Consider the following 26,396-nt stretch of genomic DNA (forward strand, 5'->3'; position numbering starts at 1 on the left):
ATAGTACAAAAATACTATATAGAGCGATCGCACTGTGCCAGTTGCGTAAGTCCTGGTTTCTATGCAAATGGTATTTTTACCCCAAAGAGAGAAGATTTCCAAATGGAGACAAAGTAGAATCGAAAATAAATATCACAAGCTGTTTATGCAATGGGCTAATTTTCTAGCCAAAGAAGCTGCTACTAATGGCTTATATCTAGAGCAAACAGCAGCTTTTATAAAGTATTTTAAGACTGAAAATTTAGGAAAAAGTGAAGCTATACTTGCCAGCGAATTAAACGTTGAGATTGCTGCTTTCAGAAAGTGGATGGGTGAGGTATATGACAAGTTCGCCCAGAATTATCCTGAATTAGCTATTTCCAACAGTCTGGGCAAACTAGACAAGTTACAAGCTTACCTGAGCGCGAAATACAATAGCGAATTGGATGTCCTCAAACCATTGGCGGCGATGAAATTATTAAAATCGCTGGTGGTTCGCGAACGACTGCAACAAGAACCGTGGGTTGCGAGAAGAATTTGTAAATTTTTAGGATATTTACCTTTAGCGTTAGAGTTAGTGGGGCGATATCTGGATAAAATGCCAGATTTATCTCTGGAAAGACTGCTGAAGCGGCTAAAGAAAAAACGAGTTGAACATGAACTAGTGGTCAACAACTCATTGATGCATTATGAATCCGGTGTAGCTGAAGCTTTTGAATTGAATTGGGAACAGTTGGATGAGAATGCACAAAGCTTTGCCTATTTGCTAAGTTTGTGTGCCTTAACTGACATTCCCTTATCTGTTGAGACGATAGAAGATGACAGAAAACAACAACTCCATGAGAAAGCCATAGCCGATTTACTGGAATTGCATTTGCTACAACGGCAAAGTCAAGGAATTTATCGTCTAAATCCACTAATTCGGCAACTTATCCAAATGAAGCTGGATAAGTCAAGTGAGGCGGATGAAGCAAAAACCAAATTTGCAGCGATGATGTTAGAGGTAGCAAAGCTAATTCCCCAACAGCCTAACCCTGAAGATATTCTCAACCTCACTCCACATATCCCGCACATTATAGAGGTTGCAACCCACCTGTTCGAGTATTTGGGCGATGAAAATCTAATTACTCTGTTTACCAAATTAGCCTGGTTTTATCAAGGTCAAGGACTTTATCAGCAAGCAGAACGTTGGTTGCAAAAGTGTGTAGAACTGACTCAAAATCGTCTTGGTTTAGAACATTCCGATGTTGCTGCTAGTTTTAACAATTTAGCAGAACTCTACAAATCTATAGGACGCTACAGCGAAGCCCAAGCCCTATATCAGCAAGCTTTAGAACTGAGAAAACGCCTGCTAGGAGAAGAACATACTGATGTCGCCACTAGCCTAAACAATTTAGCATTACTCTACGAATCTACAGGACGCTACAGCGAAGCCCAACCTTTGCTTGAGCAAGCTTTAGAATTGAGAAAACGTCTGCTGGGAGAAGAGCATACCGATGTTGCCACTAGCCTGAGCTATTTAGCATTAGTCTACGAATCTACAGGACGCTATAGCGAAGCCGAACCTTTGTATCAGCAAGCTTTAGAACTGTGGAAACGCCTAGTGGGAGAAGAACATCCCCATATCGCCACTAGCCTGAACAATTTAGCTGCATTGTACTGTTATACAGGACGGTACAGCAAAGCTGAACCCTTGCTGAAGCAAGCTTTAGAACTGAGAAAACGCCTGCTAGGAGAAGAACATATTGATGTTGCCACTAGCCTGAACAATTTAGCACAACTCTACGAATCTACAGAACGCCACAGCAAAGCCGAACCCTTGTATCAGAAAGCTTTAGAACTGAGTAAACGCCTGCTGGGAGAAAACCATCCCGATGTTGCCATTAGTCTGAACAATCTAGCAGCACTCTACCGTTATACAAGACGCTACAAGAAAGCCAAACCCTTATTTGAGAAAGCTTTGAGAATTTGTGAACGAACTTTAGGTGTAAGTCATCCTACGACTATGACGGTTCGGGCAAATTATGCAAGCTTTTTAAGAGAAGCATATCACTAGCGATCGCACCCTCTATAATTACACCAAATGTGGAAATCTTTGCCCAACTGCAACCATTTGAGTCCCAAACTCGAAACTTGAGGTTCAGAAGCTCAAGTTCACCCTCAAAAGCTGACTCTCTGTGTTCTCTGTGTCCTCAGCGGTTCAAAAAAATATCCCCCTCTCCACCAATGAAGAAGGGGTGAGAGTCTACTTACATCCTAAAGATTTGCGAGTATCCACACCAGTTTTAGAATTCACACCACTTGCCTTAACACAAAGCTTTTTCACTTGTATCCCATCTAATATTGCATTGGTAAAATCGGTACCGGTGACATCCACGCCATCAAAAGTAGAACGTAGCATCATCGCATCAGTCAACACAGCATCACTAAAATCAGCATCCTTAAACCTTGTTAAATAGGCTATGCCTTCACTAAAATCAGCACCATGCAGATTTACTCCCTCCAATACGCTACCGTTAAAGACGCCACCACGTAAGTCAGCATTGCTAAAATTAGCATTCTCTAATTTGAGATTGGTAAACTCAGTACCAATTAAACTTTGACCAGAGTAATCCTTGCCTTTAAGTTCATCATTCCCCACAGAACGGGTAATACTGGAAGAACTTGCAGCTTGCGCTGATAGGGGAAACAAAAAAAGAACCATAGCTAAGACAAAGCTAGCTAACAGTTGCCAATATTTCATAATGTCTTCTTAATAAATCTCAACACTTGCACCATTAACTATTAAACCTTACAGAAGGGGACAAGGGGGACAAGGGGGACAATGCTCCAATTCGATACATAAGACTGTAAAACCGGAAAGCATCTCGTAGGATGATAGATGTTGAGGTGCGATCGCAAAATTACCTGTGGCTAATCAAGAAGACAACGCCCAATCTCTGGCGCGAACCCCCTTATATCAACTGGGTGTAGAACTCAAAGCACGCCTTACCAGCTTTGGCGGCTGGGAAATGCCTGTGCAATTTAGTGGAATTAGCCGCGAACACGAGGCTGTAAGAAATACAGCCGGAATGTTCGATATTTCCCACATGGGCAAATTTACCCTCCAAGGTAAAAATCTGATTTCCCAACTCCAGCCACTAGTGCCTTCCGACTTGAGTCGTTTGCAAGCTGGTCAAGCACAATACACCGTATTGTTAAATCCCCAAGCGGGAATTATTGACGACATCATTGTTTATTATCAAGGTGAAGACACCACTGGGATACAGAGGGCATTCATCATAGTCAATGCGGCAACTTCCAGTAAAGATAAAGCATGGCTATTGCAACACCTTGATTTGGATAAAGTGCAATTCCAAGACATTTCGCCAGAAAAAGCCTTAATCGCGGTGCAAGGGCCAAAAGCGATTAAATATCTCCAGTCATTAGTACAAGAAGACTTACAACCAATCAAAGCCTTCGGACATTTAGAAGCAACGCTACTAGGTAAACCTGCCTTCCTGGCCCGCACAGGTTACACCGGAGAAGATGGCTTTGAGGTGATGGTAGATCCGGATGTGGGAGTAGAATTGTGGCGAAGTCTTCATAAAGCTGGTGTTATTCCCTGTGGACTCGGTGCGAGAGACACTCTGCGGCTAGAAGCGGCTATGGCACTTTACGGACAAGATATCGATGACACCACCACACCCTTAGAAGCAGGATTGGGGTGGCTAGTTCACTTAGATACAAAAGGCGATTTTATTGGTCGGGAAGTTTTAGCACAACAAAAAGCCGCTGGAGTGCAGCGCCGATTGGTCGGTTTGCAAACCCAAGGACGTAACATTGCCCGTCACGGCTATCAAGTGTTATCCGCAGGTAAAGTTGTAGGAGAAGTTACTAGTGGCACCCTGTCACCTACACTTGGTTATCCTGTTGCTTTAGCCTACGTTCCCACCCAGCTAGCAACTGTCGGTCAGCAGCTAGAAGTCGAAATTCGTGGCAAAGCTTATCCAGCAGTTGTGGTGAAACGTCCCTTTTATCGGTCAAAAAATCGTGTTGCCAACTGATAAGCGCCGAGGTTTTTGAGGAATAATGTGTTGTGAGTTATTCAATCTACACTAAGGTTCATTACCAGATATGACTTGGATGACTGTTAGGGAAATAATTTTTTTGATAAGGGAGAGGAAGTGATATGTCTTTTGAATATCCTCAAGATTTCAGATACCTGGATTCTCATGAATACGTGCGAATCGATGGTGAAATTGCCACTATTGGCATTACTGAGTTTGCCGTACATGAATTGGGTGATATCGTCTTTTTGGAACTGCCAGAAATTGGCGACGCCCTTACCAGGGGAGAAAACTTTGGCACAATTGAATCAGTGAAAGCCGTTGAAGAATTGAATTCACCAGTGACAGGCACTGTTATAGAACGCAATGAAGCCTTAATTAATTCTCCCGAAGAAGTGTCAGAAGACCCCTACGGAGAAGGGTGGTTTTTGAAAGTGCGCGTCAATGATCCTGGCGAAGTTGAGGATGCCTTAACAGCGGATGAGTATCGCGCCCAAGTAGAAGGCGAGTAGGAGTACTAAGTGCTGAGTGGGGAAGTGGAAGAGTAAGGGAGTAGGTGAGTGGGCGAGGTAATTAACAATTACTCTTATTCACCTATCCAATATCTTCCCAATCCGCAGTCTCTAGCCCCCAGTTTAAGAGTATTTATTGCAAAATATGATAATAGTACCATCTGGAGAGTAATTTGTGGTATTGAACGCCCCTATTCTCAAGTCTAATGAGCAGCAAGTGCTGGACGAAAAAAGTCAAAAGTTAAGTAGTTTTGTGCCAAGACACATTGGCCCTAACTCCGATGATATCGAGCAAATGCTTAAGGTTTTGGGGTTTCCCAGCCTGGATGCCCTAATCGACCAAACAGTTCCACAGACAATTCGGTTGAAGCAACCGCTAAAGTTACCAGCAGCAGAAAGTGAGTACGCAGCACTGGCATCGTTAAAAAAAGTTGCGGGCAAAAATCAGGTTTTCCGTTCATATATTGGTATGGGATATTACGACAGTATTACCCCACCTGTGATTGGGCGTAACATCCTAGAAAATCCCGGTTGGTATACTGCCTATACTCCTTATCAGCCAGAAATTGCCCAAGGGCGACTGGAAGCATTGCTGAATTTTCAAACCCTGATTATTGACCTCACAGGTTTGGAAATTGCCAATGCTTCGTTACTTGATGAAGCCACAGCAGCAGCAGAAGCGATGAGCCTAAGCTATGGTGTCTCCAAAAATCAGGCAGATGCCTATTTTGTCTCTCGTGATTGCCATCCCCAAACTATTGATGTGTTACAAACACGGGCGAAACCATTGGGGATTAAGATCATTGTCGGCGATCATCAAACATTTGATTTTGATCGACCAATTTTTGGGGCCGTTCTGCAATACCCTGCAAGTGATGGCACTATTTACGACTACCGCGCTTTTATAGAAAAAGCCCATGCTAAGGGTGCATTGGTGACGGTAGCAGCAGATCCTTTAAGTTTAACTTTGCTGACCCCTCCTGGGGAATTTGGCGCTGATATTGCTGTCGGAAGCACTCAGCGCTTCGGTATTCCGTTGGGGTTTGGGGGCCCTCACGCGGCCTACTTTGCTACAAAGGAAGAGTATAAACGGTTGATTCCAGGGCGAATTGTGGGTGTATCAAAAGATTCCCAAGGGAAGCCTGCATTGCGTCTCGCCTTGCAAACCCGCGAACAGCACATCCGCCGCGAAAAAGCTACTAGTAATATTTGTACTGCACAGGTGCTACTGGCGGTGATGGCGAGTATGTACGCGGTCTATCATGGGCCTACTGGACTGAAGCAAATTGCCGAAAATATCCATTCTTTGACGGTCTTGTTGGCAGAAGGACTGAAGCGTTTGGGTTACAGCATCAGTTCCAAAGATTTCTTTGATACGCTGCCAGTAGAACTGGGAAGACACAATTTAAAAGATATTTTGACAGCTAGCGAACAGCTTCAAATTAATCTGCGGGTTTTTGATGCCACAACTGTTGGTATTTCGCTGGATGAAACAACTACGCCAGAAGATTTAATCGACCTTTGGCAGATTTTCGCTGGTACAGATGATTTACCTTTCACTTTAGAAGAATTAACTTCTTCCTCATCCTCACATCTTTTTCTCTCCCGTACAAGTACATATCTCACTCACCCAGTTTTTAACCGCTATCACTCAGAAACTGAGTTGTTGCGTTATCTGCACAAGCTAGAAAGCAAGGACTTGTCGCTAACGACATCGATGATTCCCTTGGGTTCTTGCACAATGAAGTTGAATGCGACAGCTGAGATGATTCCGGTAAGTTGGGAGGAATTTGGCAAGATTCATCCATTTGCGCCTGCATCCCAAACACAGGGTTATCAAATCCTATTCCAGCAACTTGAGGCATGGTTAGCTGAAATTACTGGTTTTGCCGGAATTTCTCTACAACCAAATGCTGGTTCTCAGGGCGAATACGCGGGACTTTTAGTAATTCGTCAATATCACAAAAATCGGGGTGAGGCACACCGCAATGTCTGTTTGATTCCCACTTCGGCACATGGGACAAACCCTGCAAGTGCGGTGATGTGTGGGATGAAGGTGGTGGCTGTTGCCTGTGACTCACAAGGTAATATTGACGTTGCTGATTTGAAGGCTAAGGCTGAAAAACACAGTAATGAACTTGCCGCCTTAATGGTGACATACCCCTCAACTCACGGTGTTTTTGAGGAGCCAATTCAGGAAATCTGCGCTGTTGTCCATAGTCACGGTGGACAAGTTTACATGGATGGGGCAAATATGAACGCCCAAGTGGGAATTTGCCGTCCTGGGGATATTGGCGCGGATGTCTGTCATTTAAATTTGCACAAAACTTTCTGTATTCCTCATGGTGGCGGTGGCCCTGGTATGGGGCCGATTGGTGTTGCATCTCATCTTGTGCCGTTTTTGCCCGGACATCCTGTTGTCACTATCGACACCTCAACTCAGGACTCTAATATTGGTGCTGTTGCTGCTGCGCCTTGGGGTAGTGCGAGTATCTTGGTGATTTCTTGGATGTACATCGCCATGATGGGTGCAGATGGTTTAACCCATGCAACTAAGGTGGCGATTCTCAACGCTAATTACATTGCCAAGAAACTGGAATCGTACTATCCGGTTTTATATCAGGGGAAAAATGGTCTAGTTGCCCATGAATGTATTTTAGATTTGCGATCGCTCAAAAAATCAGCTGCGATCGAAATCGATGATGTTGCCAAGCGTCTCATAGATTATGGTTTCCATGCGCCGACTGTCTCCTGGCCTGTAGGGGGTACAATCATGGTGGAACCTACAGAAAGTGAATCTAAGCAAGAATTGGATCGTTTCTGTGATGCGTTGATTTCTATTCGCCAAGAAATTGCCGAAATAGAAGTTGGCAAGGTGGATGCCCAAGATAATGTTTTGAAGAATGCACCCCACACTGCTGAAAGCCTGATCGCTGGAGAATGGCAGCATCCCTATTCTCGCGAACAAGCTGCCTATCCTGCACCTTGGACTCGTGAATATAAATTCTGGCCTGCTGTCGGTCGCATTGACTCAGCCTTTGGCGATAGGAATTTTGTTTGTTCTTGTCTGCCAATGGATGCTTATTAAACTGAAGTGAAGAGTTAGGAGTTAGGAATTAAAACTCCTAACTCCTGCCTTCGATAAACACTGATGATTTACCTGTTTCTATCTGTAATTGTCTGGTTCTGATACCTAGGAATTAGATGATTAGGCTTGTTGTATTTCTGGACGACCATCTTCAACTACAAATGAAGCCCGCTTACCAAGCGTGCCATTCGGGGTTGTGACGTTTGATAAAACTAGATAGTCTGTCTGGTAGGTTGTGGGAGTCAGCGCACAGCGAACATATCCCCGTTGACCGTTGAAGAACTTAATGTGTGGGTTATCGGGTAAGTAAGCTTCAACATTTGGGGTGGTATCTGCCCCATCTCCACCGGAGGTTATTGAGGTACAGACAAATTCACTTCCGACCGTAGCAGATTTTGGGTTATTAAAGTCAGCCTTTAAATTTATTGCCCAATTGGAATGGATATCGCCTGATAAGACTACTGGATTAGATGGTTTGCGCTGTTCTAAAAAACGCATGAGGCGATCGCGGGAAGCCACATAACCATCCCACTTATCCATGCTGTAAGTTTCGCCTTCCCCTGCTTTTGTGTCTATCTGAGCAACTATAACTTGCTGGGCTAAAACGTTCCACTTAGCCTGTGAGTTATTTAAACCATTGTATAGCCAATCTTCCTGACGCTTGCCGGTAATCGTTGCATTCGGATCTAAGTTTTCTGGGCAACGTTCTTTAGTACCATCACCACAGGGCTGATCGGTGCGATATTGGCGGGTATCTAGGACATGGAAGGTGGCTAAGTTACCAAAGGAGAGCCGACGGTAAAGTTGCATATCGGGGCCAACGGGACGCGAGAAGGGGCGCAGTGGCATGTGTTCGTAGTAAGCCTGATAGGCAGCAGCCCTTCGTTGTAGGAAGATTGCCCGATTTTGATCTGGTTCAGTATCGACTTCCGAGATGTCGTTGGCGTAGTTGTTTTCTACCTCGTGGTCATCCCAGGTGACAATCCAGGGAAAGGCTGCATGAGCTGCTTGCAGATTGGTATCGGTTTTATAGAGGGCGTGACGGTTACGGTAATCTTCTAAGGTTAGAATTTCGGCACTGTTGTGCTTTCTGGGGCGATTGTTTGAGATTCCTCCTTCATAGATGTAGTCTCCAACATGCACTACCAAGCTGAGGTCATCCTGGGCTAGATATTTGTAAGCAGTAAAGTACCCCTGCTCATAGTGCTGACAGGAAACAAGGGCAAAGTTTAATTTATTTAAGTAGCCACCTGCTAAAGGCGCTGTACGAGTGCGACCAATGGGGCTAGCGTCTTGACCGACGAGAAACCGATACCAGTACCAAGTATCAGATTGCAGTCCTTCTACGACAACTCGAACGGAATGAGCTAATTGTGGAGTTGCAAGTACCGTACCTCTGGAGACAATACGCCTCATGTCGGGATCGGTTGCTATTTCCCAGCGAATTGGCACATTCACAGGTGGCATTCCACCTCCGTTTAAGGGTTCAGGAGCGAGACGAGTCCAGATAACTACGCTGCTAGGATAGGGTTCACCCGACGCCACACCCAAAGTAAAAGGATAATTAGAAAATCTGCTTTTAGCAATCGCTCTTTGAGGAGAAAATTGGTTAGCGATCGCCAAACCAGACAATGCTCCTGCTCCAATAATTAAGTTGCGTCGTTTGATTCGACTGTCCAGAAACTGCTCAAAATTTCGGTAATCTACCATTCTCTACTCCTAACTAACACGTAAGTTAAAGTACAGCAACAGCTAACACGAAGAAGGCAGGGTAATAGTAGACAAACTTCGTAACTAATTCCCTTACCAAAATCAGGTTTTAATTCCCAATTTTCTCTTAGCATCATTGTGTTAGATGTTGTTTTGCCACATTAAAGCCTACGAATAAGAGATTAATCTTTGGCAAAGAAATTGTTAATATCAACTTAACCAAGTCAGACTTTAACCTTTTTTCTTGATGCTACCTTTCTCTTCATCATCCAGCCAAGGCTACAAACAAAAAGAGTACCAACTAAAGGTGTAGGTTCAGGTACTTGTCTATAAGAAACTGTACCTGATATAAGTTCAGCATCTGGAGAAGTTTTAGAGAAAATTGTAAAATCCTTACCAATAATTTCATAACTGATAGAACTCGAAGGATTAGCTTTATCATCGAACTGATAATCTAATGCAAAATATGTTTGTCCTGTTAAGGATATGCTGGGGAAAACAAGAGGAAAATCTGGGTAGTTGGCATCATCTTGTTGGGTGTAAACCGTAGAGTCACCATCAAACTTGAAAGAGAGTGACTTAATGGCAGCTTCGGGATTATAGTCATTGCTGAAAGTTGAGTCATCAAAGCTAAAAAAGCCATTTCCCTTAGTTCCTGGGCTATCAACGGTGAAAACGTAATTAAGAATTGCAGCAGATGCAGATTTTGCATCTACTGTAGCAAAACCTAAAGTAAGAGTAGCAGCAGCAACCAATAATTTTGGAATCAATTTCATCTCAGTTTTCCTCACCATAAACTTTTTTAAGCAATGCAAATACAAACTATAAAAATAGCTTGTTTATAACTTACTTATTTTCCAAATGGATATTCATAACTGTTTGCAACAGTTATGAAATCAATGATTTTTCCTTTTTTCTGAAAAATAAATAAGTCTCCAATTATTTTGAGACACCCTATTTTAGAATTATGAGTTTAAGCAGACTTTAATCAAAGGTAAAAATAAAATTTAATTTAAGTTTGCCGATAACCACAGGGCAAACGCATCTAAGTCAGGACTTACGCAAATTTTGGATGAAGATGCATAGAAAGAACTCCACCGCTTGCGGCACTTTCCCTTATTAAAGGGAGGTTGGGAGGGTTTAAATTATCAATTACATTACTAAATTATCAATAAAGCCAAGTTTTCAGTTGGCGGGCTACGCCTACGCATAGCGTACCGGAGGTAATCGCATCCCAAAATAGCCTATTTCCACTTTTAGTTTTAACACTTAGCCTTAACTGAATTGTATTGCCTCTAATTCTTCCTTTAGAGATAAAGGCTGATACCCCAATGCAAAAGCTTGAGAACTATCCAAAGAAACATCTGCTGGTCTAGGTGCTGCCATTTTCACATCTTGTTGTCGGCAGGATTTTAGACCAGTGCTAGGAAGTTGAAATACTTCCACTAATATCTGTCCAAAATCATAACGCGAAATCCGCTCTTTGCCACCTAAGTGAATGATGCCGTTCACTTTTTCTAATGCTAATAAAAGTCCTTTGGCAGCAGTTGTTCCACTTACTGGTGTGCGAAATTCATCTATAAATAAACTTAGTTCTTCTTCGGCTTGTAAAGTCTGAATAAATGGCTGAATAAAGCTTTTAGCTGTCGGTGTTGCTGCACCAAACATCAACGGCATCCGACACACTGCGGTCATGGGATACCTTTCTAGCATATCTGCTTCTGCGATCGCTTTTTGCTCACCGTAAAGATTGACAGGGCACACGGCATCTGTTTCTTGATAGGGTGCATTTAAACCATCAAAAACTAAATCAGTTGAAGTAAAAACACAAGGAATAGAATTATCCGCGCAAAGTCCAGCAATATTACAGGATGCTATAACATTAATTGCGTGCGATTCTTTGGGATTGGTTTGACAAAAATTTGGTTGCGAATGTGCCGCAGTATGAATAACTGCTGCTGGTTTGACATCATTAAAGATCCGTTTCAATTCCTGAAAATTTGTTAAGTTCGCTTTTAAAATTTTTATCTCAGGAATCTCCAAAGGATGGGATAAATAAGTGCCATAAATCTCCCATTCTTGTTTGGCAAGTTGGCAAAGATGCCACCCCAAAAAACCACTTGCTCCGGTGATTAACAATTTTTTCATGTCTAATCGTAAACCGCTAGCATCACGAAAAATCCTTGTTAAGCTTATATTCTACAATGAGTGTTGGTGATAAAATGCTATTGCAGTAATTTCTGAAACTGCTTTTCACTACGCACTTTGCTAAAGTCTGGGTCAGTTTTTGCTAATTTTTTGTATTTATCAGGCACAAGCTCGATTGCTTTGTCTAAGTTCTCAATTGCTAAGTCCAGATTGCTTTGTAAAGCATAAGAGCAAGCTTTGTTGTAATATGCTTGGTGCAAATCTTGCTTGATGGCGATCGCTCTATTGTAAGATGCGATCGCATCTTGGTAGCGGTGTAGCTTTGTCAGAGCTATACCTCGGTTAATTAAAGCTTCATATTTGTCGGGTTTGATGGCGATCGCTTTGTCGTAAGATGCGATAGCGTCTTTGTAGCGGTGCAACGATGTTAGGGCTATGCCACGATTATACCAAGCTTCATATTTGTCGGGTTTGATGGCGATCGCTGTATCGTAGGATTTAAGAGCATCTTTGTAGTGTTGCAACGATGTTAAGGCTATGCCACGGTTAATCCAAGCTTCAGGACTCTCAACTTTGATCGCGATCGCTTTGTCGTATACTTTTATCGCATCTTCGTAACGTTGTCCATCTAATAAATGATTACCTTGATGAAAAAAATCTTCTGCTTTTTGCGTAGCCTTCGCTTCTATAAAAAGTTGGGTTACATTACTTTCTTGGACGACTTGTGTAGTATTTTCTGTCGATGAGTTTGCTCCACCACTACAGCCAAATGCGAAGAAAGCTATCAAGCCAGATGCAACGAAGCAGTGCCGAAAAACCATGCTGTACCTACAAAATCTATTAGATGATGTTAAAATTTGTTAGTTTTTTGAGTATTATCAAAATACACTAGTTTGTTACCCATTAATTTACTTATATTTTAACAAAGAGTTTTCTTGACGATGCATAGATGTTTATTAAAATCAAGCGTATGTTACATTATCATATTAAATATACATAAAGCAATTGCTTAAAACCTATTTCAGTCAAAAAATGATTATTTGTGTTGCTATATACGTTGCGATCGCACGCATTTGGTAATTTCCCTTTTAATCAACAAGGGTGCGATCATACTAGCTTTTACCTATAATATGCTGTTAATTGCTTCATCATATCAAGCAGTTATCTAACCTAATCATCAATTCCAATTGCGTCTTTCTCACAATTGGAACTATGCAACTTATAGACGCGATAGCTTGCCTTCATGTCTTTGTAATACCAAAATCATATTTTCAGTACCAAGACACAAAGGCAAAAAATAGATGATAACAGGTTCTATTTTTGCACCGCTTAATTAATGCCAAACACCGACTCGACAGTTGACTTAATCGAATCCCGCGCATCCTTCAAAGTTTGGCTAATAGGATGTTTTGCTTGCAAAAATACACGCGCACAGTTGCGTCCCGGCATTCCCGAAATCGAACCACCCGGATGAGTCCCTGCACCAGTCAAAAATAAATTTTCAATTGGCGTTTTGTAGTTCGCTATTTCTGGTAGTGGACGGAAAAATATCATCTGATCTAGGGTCATGTCAACATGGTAATAATTTCCCTTGTACGCACCTAATCTTTCTCCTAGTTCTGCTGGACTTTCTACTCGACGGGCAATAGTTGCATTTTTGACATTGGGTGCATAGTCTGCCAACTTATCAATCACCCGATCTGCAACTTTGTTTTTCAATTCATCTGTCCAACCAGTACCTTTTAAACCAGTACCTTCTGCACCGGCAATTTGATATGGGGCAAAAAACTCAATCCATAGGGTGTGCTTACCTGCTGGTGCTAATGTGGGATCTAAATAACTAGGCATCACCAAATACATTGATGGATCAGCATCAGGAATCTCTCCCAAAGTACATTTACTGTGAGCCTGTTCTACATGAGCCACGGAATCTGCAATTAAGATAGAACCGACGAGATATTCATCTTTGTGGGCGTGGTATGGAAAGCGCAGTGGTTCGTCTAAAGCCAAATCTATTTTGAGAATAGTTTCGTTGTTGTTAACGATGCGGCGTTCTAATCTTTCCCATAAATTTGGATCGGCTCCATCAACATCGCTTTTATCAGTCATTTGTAAGAACAACCGCTTGGCATCAATATTAGAAATAACCCCGTATTTAGCGCGATATTCTTTTCCACCAGCAACGCGCACACCTACAGCTTTTCCATCATCAATTAAAACTTTTTCAACATGCTGATCTGTGAGAATAACGCCACCTTTACTTGTGACTAAATTCACCAAAGCTTGCACAAGTGCGCCAGTTCCACCGCGAGGTCTGGCCATACCCGGATTATGACGCATTGCCATCATTATTGCACCAATGGCAAGGGTTTTTTGTGATGGCGGCGCACCCAATTCTGATGCTAGTCTTGCTAATGGCGCTTTCAGAAATTCCTCATCAAACCACTCGTTAAGTAAATCTTCAGCACTGGTTAACATTGTGCGAATGAAGTCCAGCGTTTTGTTTGGGGAACCAATAACTGAAACTAAATCTTTCAGTTTTGTGATGTCGTAGTTACCAAGGATGTCTATAATTGACTTTGGCGGTGCGTTAAACATAGGAATCATTGCACCTAGCGCTCGCTGCCAAAAGTCTACAAATTCTGCGTATTTTTTGGCATCACGTTCATTGTAACGAGCGATTTCTGCACAAGTCTTTTCTACCGACTTATGTCCTAAGAAATACTTCCCATCAGGATGAGGACAGAAAACAACTGGATCGCACTCCAAATAATGCAAGCCGTATTTTTCTAGTTCTAATTCTTCAACAACTGGCCCTAAGTGAATAAATTCATGGTCAATAGCACACAAATTGAATTTAAATCCAGGTGCTTCTTGCGGTAAGCACTCTTCCGTTGTTGCTGCGCCTCCTGGTACAGAACGCTTTTCTAGTAACAGAACACTATAACCAGCTTTTAGCAAATAAGCTGCACAAACTAGTCCATTATGTCCAGCACCGATCAGGACAACATCATACTCTTGCATAGTTGGAATTTAGAAATAAGTAGGTTTCTAAATATTAGAAAAATTTTAGGATATTTACATCATCCCTCAGTAACAAAAATTATCTTTAACTACTGTCAATCCTACTAAGGAGATATTACAGTTAACGATGAGGGTATCTGCTTTACCTGAGCTTCTAACATAAGTATTAAAGTTCCTTTTTGTACTTCTATATCTTTGATAGAAAATGCTATATCTTCCCATTGAAAAGATGGTGTATTCATCAGTTCTTTCGCTTTCTGCATGAATGCTGTAATTAATTCTATTGAAATCCCTTCTCCCTCAGTGCAGTTAAAACCCTCTAGCATAGCGGGTTGGGAATGAGTTCGTGGGCGAGCGATCGCAGTGTAAGCTAAAGGACGAGTATTTCCCCTTTCCTTTAACAGCACCTTTCCCTTAAATTCTATTTTGCCATCACCAGGTAAAAATACTTGAATTTCTTCCGGCTCAAAACTGACAATTTCACCATCTACATTCAACTCTAAATTTCGCATCTGGCTACGAATAAATTCTGAGGTCAAGGCACGGTTAATATCTACTTCTGTGAGTATAATCCGAGCAATGGTATTTACTGGCTCATTGAGTTCTATTTGACCAAAAAGAGCGCTGAAGGGATTGATAGTTATACTATCTGTTTTGAGTTTTATTTCCTGGACGCGAATGTCTTCTTTAATGATTAATCCTTGACCTGCAACCGAAACTCCATCCGCTTGTCCCTGAAGTATTTTTAACAGATCGGTTTGTACATCTATTTGTATTTCTTCTACTTCATCTAGCTGATTGGATATTCTTTTTTCAGCTTCTTGGGATAGAAATTGTTCCTCCAACCGATGCTCATCAGGCATGAATTACTAATCTCCTAAATCTCCTATTACTAGTTACTGTAAAGGCTAATTCTGAAGAGTGAATCTATATTGGGGCATAGGTAATTTTTGATTTGTGAACAGGACTACTATCGTTAAGCACCGATTACAAATCATTTTAATTAATTAGGAATTCGCTTAAAAATCTATCTAAATATATATAGCACTTCTTATTTGTATGTAATAGGCTTTGACCTCAATCCAAACCTCTCTCCTTTTAGAAGAGAGGCTTTGAATCTTACTCCCATTCTCTTATAGGCAAAGGCTTGGGGGTTTGGGTTTCTATTCAACTGAATCAAGAAATTCTATAGATAGAAGTTGAAAATTTGCTGAACGCAACCATCAACCCCCCCCAGCATCAAACAGTGGTTGTCTGTAAAATAGGAGACTTCATCTGACGTTGACTCGTAACAACCATCTCAATGGGACGATCTGGGCCTGTCACTAAACCACGGCGTTTAAGTCGCACTTCACCATTGTCAACTAGCTCTAATTCGAGGCTAGAAAGGATTTTGGCGAGTGCTAGCTTCATTTCCAACTGGGCAAATGCTAGACCAATACAGCGTCTTGCACCACCCCCAAAAGGCAAATATTCATAAGGGGAAAATTGCCGTTCTAAAAAGCGTTCTGGCTTAAACTGCTTAGGTTCTGGATAAATATCTTCCCGATGGTGGGTCAAATAAATAGAACCAATTAGGACTGTACCCGGTTCTAGTTCGTAACCGCCCAAGGATAGGGGTGTTCTTACTACTCTAGGAAAAGTGAGTATAGCTACTGGGTAAATCCGCAATGTCTCGGAACAAACAGCATTGAGATAAGGTAATTTGAAAACGGTGCTAGGCTCTGGATTATCGCCCAAGCTATCTAATTCTTGCAGTAGCTTTTGGCGCACTGATGGTATTTTGTGAATCCAGTATAATGCCCATGCTAAGGCTGTCGCTGTGGTTTCGTGACCGGCGACTAACAGAGTCATCAATTCATCGCGCAACTCTTCATCAGTCATGGGTTGACCTGCTTCATCCCTAGCAGCCATGAGTAAGCTCAGAATATCCGTGCGTGATGAATCTCCTTGTTCTCGACGTTCCCGAATTTCCTCGTAGATGAGTTCGTCAGCTTCTTGCTGAAGGCGCATCTGTTTTCCCCAGAAGTTAATCGGGCCAAAATCCCTTTGCAAAGCTGGAAAATAAAGCAAGGCCACATTTAACCGAGAACTGGCCTTTTCTAAAAGAGCGCCCAAAAATTGTTGTAGTTTTTCGGCGCGAGGCCCTTCATGTAGTCCAAATACAGCTTGCATAATCACCCGCATGGTAATAGCTTGGGTTGCAGACCGAATATTAAAGGGTTTACCTATCTGGTATTGGCTAATGACTTGCTTGGTGACATCGGTAATTACCTGGCTATAGTTTCGCATTCTTTCGCCGTGAAAGGGAGGCATTAACAACTGGCGTTGACGCTGGTGTTCTGCGCCACTGATGGTAATCACAGAATGCTTGCCCAGCAAAGGTTCAAACAACTGATTTAGATCACCAGGGGCTTCTAATTCCTTGGTATCATTTGTCAAAATTTGTTGTTGCGCTAGGGGGTTGCTGATAATCACCATAGGAGGAAGATTTTTGTCTAATCTGAGAGTAAAAATCTCGCCATAGCTTTTGGCACAAGCCTCCATAAATGACATCGGATTAGCAATCCAGCGCAGCATCTGTAAAACTGCTGGAGTTTGCGGGCCATTTGGGAATTTCATAATTTTTTTTCCTACTTAATATTTTTTTGCTACTTCAACTAACTAAAATTTTGGTTACGTGACCATTTAAAGTACTTATTCTAACGTTGCAAAAAAGCAATAAACTGTTACAACCTCGAAGATGTAAAATTTTTGTTAAATTCAACGAGCATCTACAGTTTCATCTGAATTTTCATGTCATCTGGAAAAGCCTACGAAAAACCTAACCCCCTAACCCCCTTCCCGACGCGGGAAGGGGGAAAATTCAAAATCTCTCTCCTTTTAGGAGAGAGATTTTGAGAGAGGTTCCCCAGATACCGTGAAAAGTCAGACAGTTTCACCTCATCGTCAAAAGGTACTCAGCATGACTGCAATCTCCCCAAAGGCATCTTCAGCGCTTCCCAATTTTTCTGAAGGGATTCAATATTTTGGTGAAGCGTTACCAGATTTTGAAACTTATGGTGCAACACCTGCTATAGAGTCAGGAAAAATCGCGATCGCATCGACCACAGACAAAGCAGCTGTATATCAAACTTTACTGGCTGCCGATGCCTTACGCTACCTGACTTTACAAGTTACTGGTAGTAAGGCTTCTGGCCATCCCGGCGGATTTGCCAGCCAAGCAGAAGCTTATGCATCTCTTGTCATGCTGGGATACAAGAACATTATTACCGAAGTCGGACACCACGCTCCCGGATTTTATAGTGCCATGTTCTTGGATCGTTCGCTAGAAGACATGGGAATTTTTACAGTCCAACAATTGCGCGATCGCTTCCGAGAAAAGCACGGATTATTAGGACATCTTTCTGGTTTCATTCCCGGTATTCTCGCACCTGCGGGGCCTTTGGGACAAGGGCAACACTTTGCAATGGCGGCTGCACTATTACACAAAGATAAGTTATTCCCCTTTACAGTTGGGGATGGGGGATTGGGTGAGCCTTATATTGTAAGTGCGATCGCACATTTTCATACAGCTTATCCTGCTGTCACCAACTTTTTACCGATACTGGTGTGGAACGGTTACAGCCAAGAACATCACAGCATGGTTTCTTTAAAAACCAACGAACAGATGCAAGCATATTGGCAAGGTAACGGTTTTGATGAAGTAGTGTTAGTGGATGCTAAAGATTTCGACGATAAAAACCAGCCAGGAGATTACGTTGATAGTACCGCCTTTTCCTTTGAGAAGCGCCTAGAATTTACTCAAGCAGTACTTTCGGGTGTAGATAAAGCAGCGCGATCGGCACTCGGCGGCAAACTTACCGTCTTCATTATTAAACAACTCAAAGGTGCAGGAGTCCACGCGCGGGGTGCGAAATCTCACAACCTGTATCCTAAAGATACGCTGGATGCGCCGCATATTATTAGTGCATTGCAAACCCGTGCTTTGTCAGCAGAAGCTTGGCAATTAGTCAGAACAAATGCCGAACGTGCCGGTGGTGGCCCAGCAGCAAAAACTGTGGTGACAGAATTTGAATTTCCATTACCAGAATTAGGCGAATTACCTTTAGAAGAATATGCAGTTGGTGGTGAACCAAAAGTTTCCACAACCGCAATGGGACGATTGGTAGGAATAGTTGGAAATAAAGATAAAAATTTCCTTGTCACCAATGCCGATGGTAATGAAGCATCAGGAATTGCCAACATCAACCAAGCATTAAAGATTATCCACCCCACAACCGACGACTTATATTTCCAAGCACCAAACGGACAAGTTTATGAACCATTGAGTGAAGATGCTTGTGCCGGTTTAGCTGCGGGTTTAGCGTTAATGGGTGCGAGAACTTTGTGGTGTTCTTACGAATCTTTTGCCATCAACGGATTACCAATTTGGCAAACTGTAACTCAAGCAATGGCAGAATTGCGCCGTCAAACTCCCTCGACTATTACTTTATTCACAGCTGGCGCATTAGAGCAAGGACGCAACGGTTGGACTCACCAACGTCCAGAAATTGAAGCTTACTTTGCTTCGTTGATGCGAAATGGAAATGTTTTCCCATTATTTCCGCCTGATGCTAATAGTATTCAAGCCTGTTATGACTGGGCGTTGAAAACTAAGAATAAAGGAGTTGTGATTACAGCAAGTAAATCGCCATTGCCAATTCGCACAACTTTAGAACAAACTCGTCAAGGGTTGCGAGATGGTGCGGTGCTATTACATGAAGTCGCTGGTGATAGACAAGTTGTATTTGCTGTAATTGGCGATTTAACATTAATACCAGTATTTGAAGCTGCGGCTTTCTTAGAAACTGAAGGTATTGGTGTCAAGATTGTTTCTGTGATCAATCCTCGGCAATTGTACCGTAGCCATGATACTGCGTGGGATACCTGTTCTGAACCCGAAGGCGGCTTCTTGGATGATGCGAAATTTGCCGAATTATTTGATGGTGATGCGTTAATTGCGGTGACAGGTGGTGCTGCGGGGATGCTGGAACCAATTCTGTTACGGAGTACGGCGAAACGTGATACTTTTGCGTGGAAACGTGGCGAAACTACAGCCAGTGCTGGTGAGTTGATGGCGTTTAATGGATTAACTGCTGAAGCGTTAACGAAACGTGCGATCGCGTTAGTTCATTAATATTCTATGTAGTCTGGATGTAATATTCCTATCTAGTCTAAAGCTGGGTAGGAATTTTTACCTTTAAAAAACTGGGATTATTACTTAAGTTAACTATTACAATCAACTGTTTTTAAGTCTAAAATGCTACAGTGTTTTTTATGCCTAACTTCATCAAGTTATAACTCTTAGACAGTGATGCCTTCAAACTTCGACTTGAGACTCCAACATTTAGAAGACAACATTAAACAAGACCAGGATTTACTCAAAGAGTATGAAGATGCCTTGCGGTATGAAGATGATCCACGTCGTAAGGCTAAGTACACAAGAGAAATTAAGCAATTGCGCGAATCGGCTAATGGTTATCAGAAGGAATACGATGAACTGCAAATGCAAATAACTGGTGAGCCAACTGCACAGATGAAGAATGTAGCCATTCAATTGCAACAGATAAACACCAGAATAGATAGATTATCTGCTGGTCAAAAGGCAATTTATGAAAATATTAATCACTTACGTAAAGGACTACTAGATCGTTATAACGCTGGTGAACAGAACATAATTGCAGCTATCACTGAACAATTAGATCAATCTCAAATGTTTATGATTTCTACTGTTTTAGATGCCATAGAAACTGACCAAGTAACAGAGAGAGAAATGCAGCTTATTTTCCAAGGAATACAGCAAAGCATAACTAAACTACAACAAAATGGTAATGCTTTACCTGCCAGTCAAGCAGCCTTAGCGGAAATTATTAATGCCCCTGGATTAGATTTCAAGCATAGATTGAAAGTTGGTATACCTCTTATTCCTTTTATTTTGGACTATGAAGGTGAATTAGAACTGGGAACAGGAATAAACCTAAAAGCAGCTTTGCAAGCGTTGATGATGAGATTTAAAGGAAAGTAAATAGTGGATTTACATCAGCAACGAAAACAAGATTTGAAAGAACATATAGATAAAGACTATATACTACAAAAGGAACTAGAAGATGAATTACGTCTTACTCAAGAAGTACAACCAAAAGCAAAATTAAAAAAGCAAATTAATGAGGTAAAATGTAGAATAAAGGAATATAAAACTGAGTTTAAATCTTTATCAAATTCTCAACAAGAGCAGGATTTACTTGTCAATGCAATGGCAAATATTACATTCAGAGAGTTGGATATGGTTACTGACGGAATCCTTAGTATGCCTGTAGAATTTGATGAAAGCTATACTGTTGTTCCAGTAGTTATAAAAATGTCTAAAAATGAACTGACTGGATCTGCTCAATCGAGACTAACGAGCGGTGTGATCCAAGCAAGAATGGTTGGCAAATTTGTTGAGAATATGGTTAATGTAATTCCTGATTTTCCTGAAAAGCTAAAGGCAGGATTCGTTGGGGAGTACCACAATCTTAGAGCATCAGGATTAAGGGGAAATGCTCTATTGGATGCTTTGCATGAGTTTTCTTGCAATCGTAGTCTAGATTATGACCTACGAGCAGCTGGTTTAGCAGTGCTGTACTATCTCTTTGAGAAGTGCGAGGTGTTTGAGCGATGATTCTTCCTACAAAACATATCTCTACCAGTCACTCTCTATTGGGGGTAGGTGCTACAATACTAGAACAATTGTACCAGCCAAGAACAGTTTCATCACTTTGGAGTGCTGTTGCTACCATGCCAGAAGTTGCCACATTTGAACGTTTTGTTTTAACTCTTGATCTCCTATACGCTATAGGAGCAATTGAGATGAATGCAGGATTACTTCATAGGTGTCACTGATGATTCATGCTGTTCGTTGTAATCATTCATCATTTAAAACAGTTGAGTTTAGACCTGGCTTTAACGTAGTTTTAGCAGATCGCACAGAAGACTCTGGCAGAAGAGATTCTCGTAATGGATTGGGTAAATCTACTCTCATTGAAATTATTCACTTTTGTCTTGGAGGTACAATTCCAACAGCCAAAGGACTTGGTTCTAGAAATATTCGCGGTTGGGCTTTTAGTTTAGAGATTACACTTGCAAATCAAATTATCACTGTTACAAGAAATACTGAAGATAAGTATAAGTCTCAGGTGGTAATTGATGGAGATACTGCTAACTGGCCTATTCAACCAAAAGAACAAGAGGGTAAAAAAGTTCTAAGTTTGGAAGACTGGAAGGCTGTTTTAGGAAATCTAACATTTGGATTAACCATTGATAATGAAGCTAAGAAATATAAGCCTACTTTTAGAGGACTGATTTCTTACTTTATCCGTCGGGGAAGAGATGCATTTTCTACACCATTCGAGCATCATCCAAAGCAACCTGGATGGGATAAGCAAGTTAATAATGCTTTTTTATTAGGTCTTGCTTGGGAAGAGGCAAGAGATTTACAACTTTTAAAGGATAAACAGAAATTAATCGCAGATATTAAAAAACTTAAAAAAGATACAGAACCTGGAGTTGCAATTGCAATTTTTGGTTCTTTAGGTGAGCTTGAAGCTTTAAAGGTTCAAGTAGAAGCACAATTACGTGAAAGAAAAGAAACTCTTAACAATTTTAGGGTAGCGTCCCAATACCATGAATTAGAGGCAACTGCTAACCGTTTAACCTCACAAATTCACGAAGCAACAAATAAAAAGATTATTGAAAATAAATTACTGGAGTTTTATCAATCTAGTCTTGACTCGGAGGATGAACCAAGACCAGATCAGGTTGTTCGTATATATGAGAATGCAGGTGTTGAGTTACCAGGTTTAGTAATTAGAAGACTAGAAGAAGTAGAAATATTTCATCGCAGACTAATAGAGAATCGTAGGGAGTTTTTAGGAAGTGAAATTCAACGTATTAGAAGGCAAATATCCTCTAGAGAAAGTTTTATTAGAGAGAAAACTAATGAGCGTGCCGAACTTTTGGAAGTGCTAAAGACGCATGGAGCTTTAGAAGAATACACAATGCTACAAGAAATTTATCTTGATGATGTAGCTAATCTCAATGAAATTAATAAACGCATCGAAGAACTAAAACAATTTGAGGAACAAAAAAGTACCTTAAAAATTGAAAAAGAACAGTTACTACAACGCGCACGTCGTGACTATGGAGAACGGAATGAGCAAGCCGAACGTGCTATTAATTTATTCAGCATTAACTCTCGATTCCTTTACGACGTTCCAGGAATACTTGTTATTGATGTAGGAAGCAATGGCTTTACTTTCCGAGTAGAAATTAGACGTGATGGTAGTGAAGGGATCGATAAGATGAAGATATTCTGTTATGACTTAATGTTGGCGCAACTTTGGTCAGAGCGTGACCCTTCACCGCGTATATTAATTCATGACAGCACAATTTTTGATGGTGTAGATGAGAGACAGGTATCCCTTGCTCTACAATTAGCTGATAGAGAGTCAAGAAGGCTTGGCTTTCAGTATATCTGTACATTGAATTCAGATATGGTTCCACGTTCAGAGTTCCCACTTGATTTTAATTTTGATTCTTTTGTGAGACTTAGACTTACAGATGAAAGTGAGGAAGGAGGACTACTAGGCATTAGTTTTTAGGCAAGAATGTAAACAGAAATATTCAGTTAATATAATTATTGCGTAAATATATTCAAGTCGGACTGAAGCGATCGCAATTATAGCTTGTGAACTATTTTACTCGACACTGATACCTATATGACTCCACAAACCCTAGATAAAATCACCAGCCTCCAAGAACAGAGATTTCTCTTACCTGGCCATTACACTTGGGAAGAATTTGAGAAACTTGAAGCCTTAACAGCAGATGCGCCAGGTTTGCGGATAACTTATCTTGATGGGTGTGTGGAATTTATGACTCTTGGTGAACAACACGAAGCTATTAAAAGTGTGATTGCTATATTTTTAGCGCTTTACTTCTTTGAAAAAGGTATAAATTTTATCCCTGTAGGTAGCGCTACCCGTCGCGCTAAAGAAAAGGGAGCTTCTTTTGAACCTGATGAATCTTATTATATAGGGGAAAAGAAAGAAAATCCTGATTTAGCAATTGAAGTAAATATTACTAGTGGCAGTATAGATAAGCTAGAAAAATATAAGCGTTTTAACATTACTGAAGTCTGGTTTTGGGAAAATAATCATTTCTCTTTATATCATCTTACTAATGATAAGTACGAGCAAATTCCTCAAAGTCAATTACTACCAGAGCTAGATATAAATTTGTTAGTAAGTTGTGTTTTAATGCCTTCAATAATTGAAGCAAGGACAGAGCTTCTTAAAGGAATTCGGCAGTAATATTTTAATTATTGATGTCTAAACAGCATGACAGATAGAACAGATTTATCAAAAATAATTGCCAGTGAAGGCGACAATCCACTAATTCTGACACCTGAAAATTTGCAGTCACAAGAAGACGTAGAACTTGAGCGAAACCTGAGAGAACTTAAGTTTAAACAAGAACTAAGAAAAGATTGGATTTTATTTATTGTCAGGGATGTAGTAATTTTTCCTGCCGCTATCCTTTTTATTTTTGCTGCGAGTGGTTATTCCCTATTTCTTCATATTCATGGGTAACTTACTCTGACGACAATTTATAATCAACCACAGAGGCACAGAGTACACAGAGAAAAGCAAGATGATGGAGTTCACAAAAGTTTGGAATTGTTAAAAATTATTTATCTTGTCTTTGTGTTTCTTTCTCTCTGCGTTCTTTGTACCTCTGTGGTTATTTAAAATATCTTACACTATCTACATCAGTGCAATTGCGTAACTAATTTTACAGACGACGAAGCCAACTTGCTGAAAGTAGACTCATCTTTATATCCACATAAATTTTGCCGGATATAAGGATTACCGTGATTGGTAAATCTGCAAGAAAGTAAGTACCTGATGAAAATAATCTAAAAATATGGGGCTTTTAATATTTTCTGTTGTTTTAGTTGCCATTGTTGCTGTAATTATCATTAATGGCTACAACGATTTAGTCAAGTATCGCAACCGTTACAAAAATGCTTACTCTCAAATCGATGTTCAATTACAACGCCGCTATGATTTAATTCCCAACTTGGTGGAAACTGCCAAAGGGTACATGAAACATGAGCGAGAAACCTTAGAAGCAGTTATTGCGGCTCGGAATTCTGCAATTAATGCTAGCAGTCGTGCCGCACAAAATCCCGGCGATCCCCAAGCGATGCAACAGTTAGGTAATGCTGAAGGGGCGCTGACGGGTGCGTTAAGTCGGTTGATGGTACTTTCAGAATCTTATCCAGAATTGAAAGCTGATCGCGCCATGACTCAGGTAATGGAAGAATTATCTTCCACTGAAAACCGGATTGCTTTTGCCCGTCAGGCTTTTAATGACGCCGTGACACTTTACAACACCAAAAGCGAATCTTTTCCCAGCAACCTTGTGGCAAATACTTTTAACTTTACTGTTGCAGAATTACTCGCCGAAGCTACTCCAGAAATGAGAAATGCCCCACGCGTGTCTTTTTAAATATCTATGAATTTCTTTGAACATCAGGATCGGGCACGCCAAAATACGCAACAATTAATCGGGTTATTTTCCCTGTCGATCGCAGTCATGATTATGGCGATTTATATTGCCACTTTATTTTTGTTCCGCATGGCTCCCCGTGTTTGGTGGCATCCAGGGTTATTTCTCTACGTGGCTGGGATTACAATAATTGCGATCGCAGTCGGAAGCTTATATAAAATTGCCTGTCTCCGTCAAGGAGGAAGCGTAATTGCTCAGGAGTTGGGGGGAAGACTCTTACTCCCAGATATGGCCGATGAACAAGGGCGACAACTATTAAATATTGTCGAGGAAATGGCGATCGCTTCTGGTATTTCCGTCCCAGAAGTTTATCTCCTTGACAGAGAAACCAGCATTAATGCCTTTGCTGCCGGATTTACGCCCAATGATGCTGTAATTGGAGTTACCCGTGGAACTTTACAACACCTGAACCGGGATGAACTACAAGGAGTCATCGGCCACGAATTCAGTCATATTCTCAATGGAGATATGCGGCTAAATTTGCGTTTGGTGGGACTGTTACATGGGATTTTGTTCATTTATTTAACTGGAGAATTGCTCTGGCGTATTCGTGGGACTTCCCGCGAAGATAAGGGTTTACCCCTGTGGACGTTTGGCTTGGCACTGATGGCAATTGGCGGTATCGGATTACTTTGCGGACGCCTGATTAAAGCCGCAGTCTCTCGCCAACGCGAATTTCTTGCTGATGCCTCAGCCGTACAGTTCACTCGCAACCCCAACGGACTTACCGGAGTCTTCCAAAAACTCCAACAGATGGATTCACGCTTGATTTCGCCCGCAGCAGAAGCCGCCAGCCACATGTTTTTTGGCAATGCCCTTAACCCCTCTTTCTGGGAAGATTTGTTTTCTACCCACCCACCTTTAGGAGAACGTATCCGCCGCGTTGGGGGTTTGAGCGCCTCCGCCTTGCCACTCCTAAACTCAAGCAGGCTATTGTTGATGCTTGCGCCCACACAGTACTATTAGATAATAAAGTTACTCCTTCAGAAGCAGATTTACTTAGAGCGATCGCTCTGACGCTAGACTGTCCCATCCCGCCATTTTTAAATCCTCAGCGTGGCGTTTCAAAACAGAAACAATCTTCTCCAAAGCGAAGTTAATGTAACGAGAGAGATGCAATTATTGATAACTAGACAAATAAAGTCCGTTTTTGCGGACTTTTACATTATTATTTATTGTAGTTCCAAATGGCTGTTTACTAGGACAATAACCTGTTGCATTTTCATTGCATTT

The 26,396-nt window shown here is 41.4% G+C and carries 21 protein-coding genes; 13 read left to right on the forward strand and 8 right to left on the reverse strand.

The window, feature by feature from the left end; genetic code table 11:
• The first annotated feature begins 145 nt into the window (after positions 1–145).
• Positions 146–2,035: a tetratricopeptide repeat protein gene (locus HWQ44_RS02965; protein WP_292714561.1), complete on the forward strand. Its 1,890-nt coding sequence runs from the start codon at positions 146–148 to the stop codon at positions 2,033–2,035.
• Positions 2,036–2,224: 189 nt separating this feature from the next.
• Here the strand turns inward: HWQ44_RS02965 and HWQ44_RS02970 are convergent, their stop codons facing one another.
• Positions 2,225–2,722 carry a pentapeptide repeat-containing protein gene (locus HWQ44_RS02970; RefSeq protein WP_292714564.1) on the reverse strand — a complete coding sequence of 166 codons (498 nt, stop codon included), beginning with the start codon at positions 2,720–2,722 and terminating at the stop codon, positions 2,225–2,227.
• A 166-nt stretch (positions 2,723–2,888) separates the two neighbouring features.
• On the opposite strand from HWQ44_RS02970, the gene gcvT reads away from it, so the two are divergent.
• From gcvT to gcvP, 3 genes are all read left to right on the forward strand, one after another.
• Entirely contained in the window at positions 2,889–4,025 is a 1,137-nt protein-coding gene (gcvT, locus tag HWQ44_RS02975) for a glycine cleavage system aminomethyltransferase GcvT (RefSeq protein WP_292714567.1), read from the forward strand.
• A 125-nt stretch (positions 4,026–4,150) separates the two neighbouring features.
• Positions 4,151–4,540 carry a glycine cleavage system protein GcvH gene (gene gcvH / locus HWQ44_RS02980; protein ID WP_069072677.1) on the forward strand — a complete coding sequence of 130 codons (390 nt, stop codon included), beginning with the start codon at positions 4,151–4,153 and terminating at the stop codon, positions 4,538–4,540.
• Between the two features lie 175 nt (positions 4,541–4,715).
• On the forward strand, positions 4,716–7,628 hold the full coding sequence (gcvP, locus tag HWQ44_RS02985; RefSeq protein WP_292714570.1) for an aminomethyl-transferring glycine dehydrogenase: 2,913 nt from the start codon (positions 4,716–4,718) through the stop codon (positions 7,626–7,628).
• Positions 7,629–7,748: 120 nt separating this feature from the next.
• On the opposite strand, the gene HWQ44_RS02990 is transcribed toward gcvP, so the two are convergent.
• The 7 genes from HWQ44_RS02990 to HWQ44_RS03020 all read right to left on the reverse strand — a co-directional run bounded on the left by HWQ44_RS02990 (position 7,749) and on the right by HWQ44_RS03020 (position 17,132).
• Positions 7,749–9,338: an alkaline phosphatase gene (locus tag HWQ44_RS02990; protein WP_292714572.1), complete on the reverse strand. Its 1,590-nt coding sequence runs from the start codon at positions 9,336–9,338 to the stop codon at positions 7,749–7,751.
• Between the two features lie 224 nt (positions 9,339–9,562).
• Positions 9,563–10,114 carry a PEP-CTERM sorting domain-containing protein gene (locus tag HWQ44_RS02995; RefSeq protein WP_292714575.1) on the reverse strand — a complete coding sequence of 184 codons (552 nt, stop codon included), beginning with the start codon at positions 10,112–10,114 and terminating at the stop codon, positions 9,563–9,565.
• Between the two features lie 499 nt (positions 10,115–10,613).
• Positions 10,614–11,486, reverse strand: a complete 873-nt coding sequence (locus tag HWQ44_RS03000) for an NAD(P)-dependent oxidoreductase (RefSeq protein WP_292714578.1) — start codon at positions 11,484–11,486, stop codon at positions 10,614–10,616.
• 77 nt (positions 11,487–11,563) lie between these two features.
• Entirely contained in the window at positions 11,564–12,307 is a 744-nt protein-coding gene (locus HWQ44_RS03005; RefSeq protein ID WP_292714580.1) for a tetratricopeptide repeat protein, read from the reverse strand.
• Positions 12,308–12,815: 508 nt separating this feature from the next.
• Positions 12,816–14,510: a beta-carotene ketolase CrtO gene (gene crtO, locus HWQ44_RS03010; protein ID WP_292714583.1), complete on the reverse strand. Its 1,695-nt coding sequence runs from the start codon at positions 14,508–14,510 to the stop codon at positions 12,816–12,818.
• Between the two features lie 104 nt (positions 14,511–14,614).
• Positions 14,615–15,373 (reverse strand): DUF2993 domain-containing protein, encoded by a 759-nt coding sequence (locus tag HWQ44_RS03015; RefSeq protein WP_292714586.1) that lies wholly within the window; start codon positions 15,371–15,373, stop codon positions 14,615–14,617.
• A gap of 376 nt (positions 15,374–15,749) precedes the next feature.
• A complete protein-coding gene (locus tag HWQ44_RS03020; protein WP_292714589.1) occupies positions 15,750–17,132 on the reverse strand; it encodes a cytochrome P450 in 1,383 nt (460 codons plus the stop codon).
• Between the two features lie 343 nt (positions 17,133–17,475).
• Here HWQ44_RS03020 and HWQ44_RS03025 point away from each other — a divergent pair, with 343 nt between their 5' ends.
• The 9 genes from HWQ44_RS03025 (at position 17,476) to HWQ44_RS03065 (ending at position 26,129) form a co-directional block, all read left to right on the forward strand.
• Positions 17,476–19,689, forward strand: coding sequence for a phosphoketolase (locus HWQ44_RS03025; protein ID WP_292714593.1), 2,214 nt, complete (start codon positions 17,476–17,478; stop codon positions 19,687–19,689).
• Between the two features lie 177 nt (positions 19,690–19,866).
• A complete protein-coding gene (locus tag HWQ44_RS03030; RefSeq protein ID WP_292714597.1) occupies positions 19,867–20,577 on the forward strand; it encodes a hypothetical protein in 711 nt (236 codons plus the stop codon).
• A 3-nt stretch (positions 20,578–20,580) separates the two neighbouring features.
• A complete protein-coding gene (locus HWQ44_RS03035) occupies positions 20,581–21,213 on the forward strand; it encodes a hypothetical protein (RefSeq protein ID WP_292714600.1) in 633 nt (210 codons plus the stop codon).
• Positions 21,210–21,434, forward strand: a complete 225-nt coding sequence (locus tag HWQ44_RS03040; RefSeq protein ID WP_174711759.1) for an ABC-three component system middle component 6 — start codon at positions 21,210–21,212, stop codon at positions 21,432–21,434. The genes HWQ44_RS03035 and HWQ44_RS03040 overlap by 4 nt, the downstream gene beginning before the upstream one ends.
• A complete protein-coding gene (locus HWQ44_RS03045) occupies positions 21,434–23,191 on the forward strand; it encodes an ABC-three component system protein (RefSeq protein ID WP_292714606.1) in 1,758 nt (585 codons plus the stop codon). The genes HWQ44_RS03040 and HWQ44_RS03045 overlap by 1 nt, the downstream gene beginning before the upstream one ends.
• 117 nt (positions 23,192–23,308) lie before the next feature.
• Positions 23,309–23,902, forward strand: a complete 594-nt coding sequence (locus HWQ44_RS03050) for a Uma2 family endonuclease (RefSeq protein ID WP_292714609.1) — start codon at positions 23,309–23,311, stop codon at positions 23,900–23,902.
• 27 nt (positions 23,903–23,929) lie between these two features.
• Complete coding sequence (locus HWQ44_RS03055) at positions 23,930–24,181, forward strand: hypothetical protein (protein WP_292714612.1); 252 nt, start codon at positions 23,930–23,932, stop codon at positions 24,179–24,181.
• Between the two features lie 334 nt (positions 24,182–24,515).
• A complete protein-coding gene (locus HWQ44_RS03060; protein ID WP_292714615.1) occupies positions 24,516–25,103 on the forward strand; it encodes a LemA family protein in 588 nt (195 codons plus the stop codon).
• A 6-nt stretch (positions 25,104–25,109) separates the two neighbouring features.
• Positions 25,110–26,129: a M48 family metallopeptidase gene (locus HWQ44_RS03065; RefSeq protein ID WP_292714618.1), complete on the forward strand. Its 1,020-nt coding sequence runs from the start codon at positions 25,110–25,112 to the stop codon at positions 26,127–26,129.
• Positions 26,130–26,396 lie beyond the last annotated feature (267 nt).

This window comes from Nostoc sp. JL34 (assembly GCF_017114945.1).
Classification (GTDB): domain Bacteria; phylum Cyanobacteriota; class Cyanobacteriia; order Cyanobacteriales; family Nostocaceae; genus Nostoc.

Bases quoted from the DNA above. Each gene is read 5' to 3' on its own strand.
- HWQ44_RS03030 (WP_292714597.1), top strand. From the start codon at position 19,867: ATGCCTTCAAACTTCGACTTGAGACTCCAACATTTAGAAGACAACATT.
- HWQ44_RS03020 (WP_292714589.1), bottom strand. From the start codon at position 17,132: ATGAAATTCCCAAATGGCCCGCAAACTCCAGCAGTTTTACAGATGCTG.
- crtO (WP_292714583.1), bottom strand. From the start codon at position 14,510: ATGCAAGAGTATGATGTTGTCCTGATCGGTGCTGGACATAATGGACTA.
- HWQ44_RS03060 (WP_292714615.1), top strand. From the start codon at position 24,516: ATGGGGCTTTTAATATTTTCTGTTGTTTTAGTTGCCATTGTTGCTGTA.
- HWQ44_RS02990 (WP_292714572.1), bottom strand. From the start codon at position 9,338: ATGGTAGATTACCGAAATTTTGAGCAGTTTCTGGACAGTCGAATCAAA.
- HWQ44_RS03045 (WP_292714606.1), top strand. From the start codon at position 21,434: ATGATTCATGCTGTTCGTTGTAATCATTCATCATTTAAAACAGTTGAG.
- HWQ44_RS02995 (WP_292714575.1), bottom strand. From the start codon at position 10,114: ATGAAATTGATTCCAAAATTATTGGTTGCTGCTGCTACTCTTACTTTA.
- HWQ44_RS02965 (WP_292714561.1), top strand. From the start codon at position 146: ATGCAATGGGCTAATTTTCTAGCCAAAGAAGCTGCTACTAATGGCTTA.
- HWQ44_RS03005 (WP_292714580.1), bottom strand. From the start codon at position 12,307: ATGGTTTTTCGGCACTGCTTCGTTGCATCTGGCTTGATAGCTTTCTTC.
- gcvH (WP_069072677.1), top strand. From the start codon at position 4,151: ATGTCTTTTGAATATCCTCAAGATTTCAGATACCTGGATTCTCATGAA.
- HWQ44_RS02970 (WP_292714564.1), bottom strand. From the start codon at position 2,722: ATGAAATATTGGCAACTGTTAGCTAGCTTTGTCTTAGCTATGGTTCTT.
- HWQ44_RS03040 (WP_174711759.1), top strand. From the start codon at position 21,210: ATGATTCTTCCTACAAAACATATCTCTACCAGTCACTCTCTATTGGGG.
- HWQ44_RS03015 (WP_292714586.1), bottom strand. From the start codon at position 15,373: ATGCCTGATGAGCATCGGTTGGAGGAACAATTTCTATCCCAAGAAGCT.
- HWQ44_RS03000 (WP_292714578.1), bottom strand. From the start codon at position 11,486: ATGAAAAAATTGTTAATCACCGGAGCAAGTGGTTTTTTGGGGTGGCAT.
- HWQ44_RS03055 (WP_292714612.1), top strand. From the start codon at position 23,930: ATGACAGATAGAACAGATTTATCAAAAATAATTGCCAGTGAAGGCGAC.
- HWQ44_RS03050 (WP_292714609.1), top strand. From the start codon at position 23,309: ATGACTCCACAAACCCTAGATAAAATCACCAGCCTCCAAGAACAGAGA.
- HWQ44_RS03065 (WP_292714618.1), top strand. From the start codon at position 25,110: ATGAATTTCTTTGAACATCAGGATCGGGCACGCCAAAATACGCAACAA.
- HWQ44_RS03025 (WP_292714593.1), top strand. From the start codon at position 17,476: ATGACTGCAATCTCCCCAAAGGCATCTTCAGCGCTTCCCAATTTTTCT.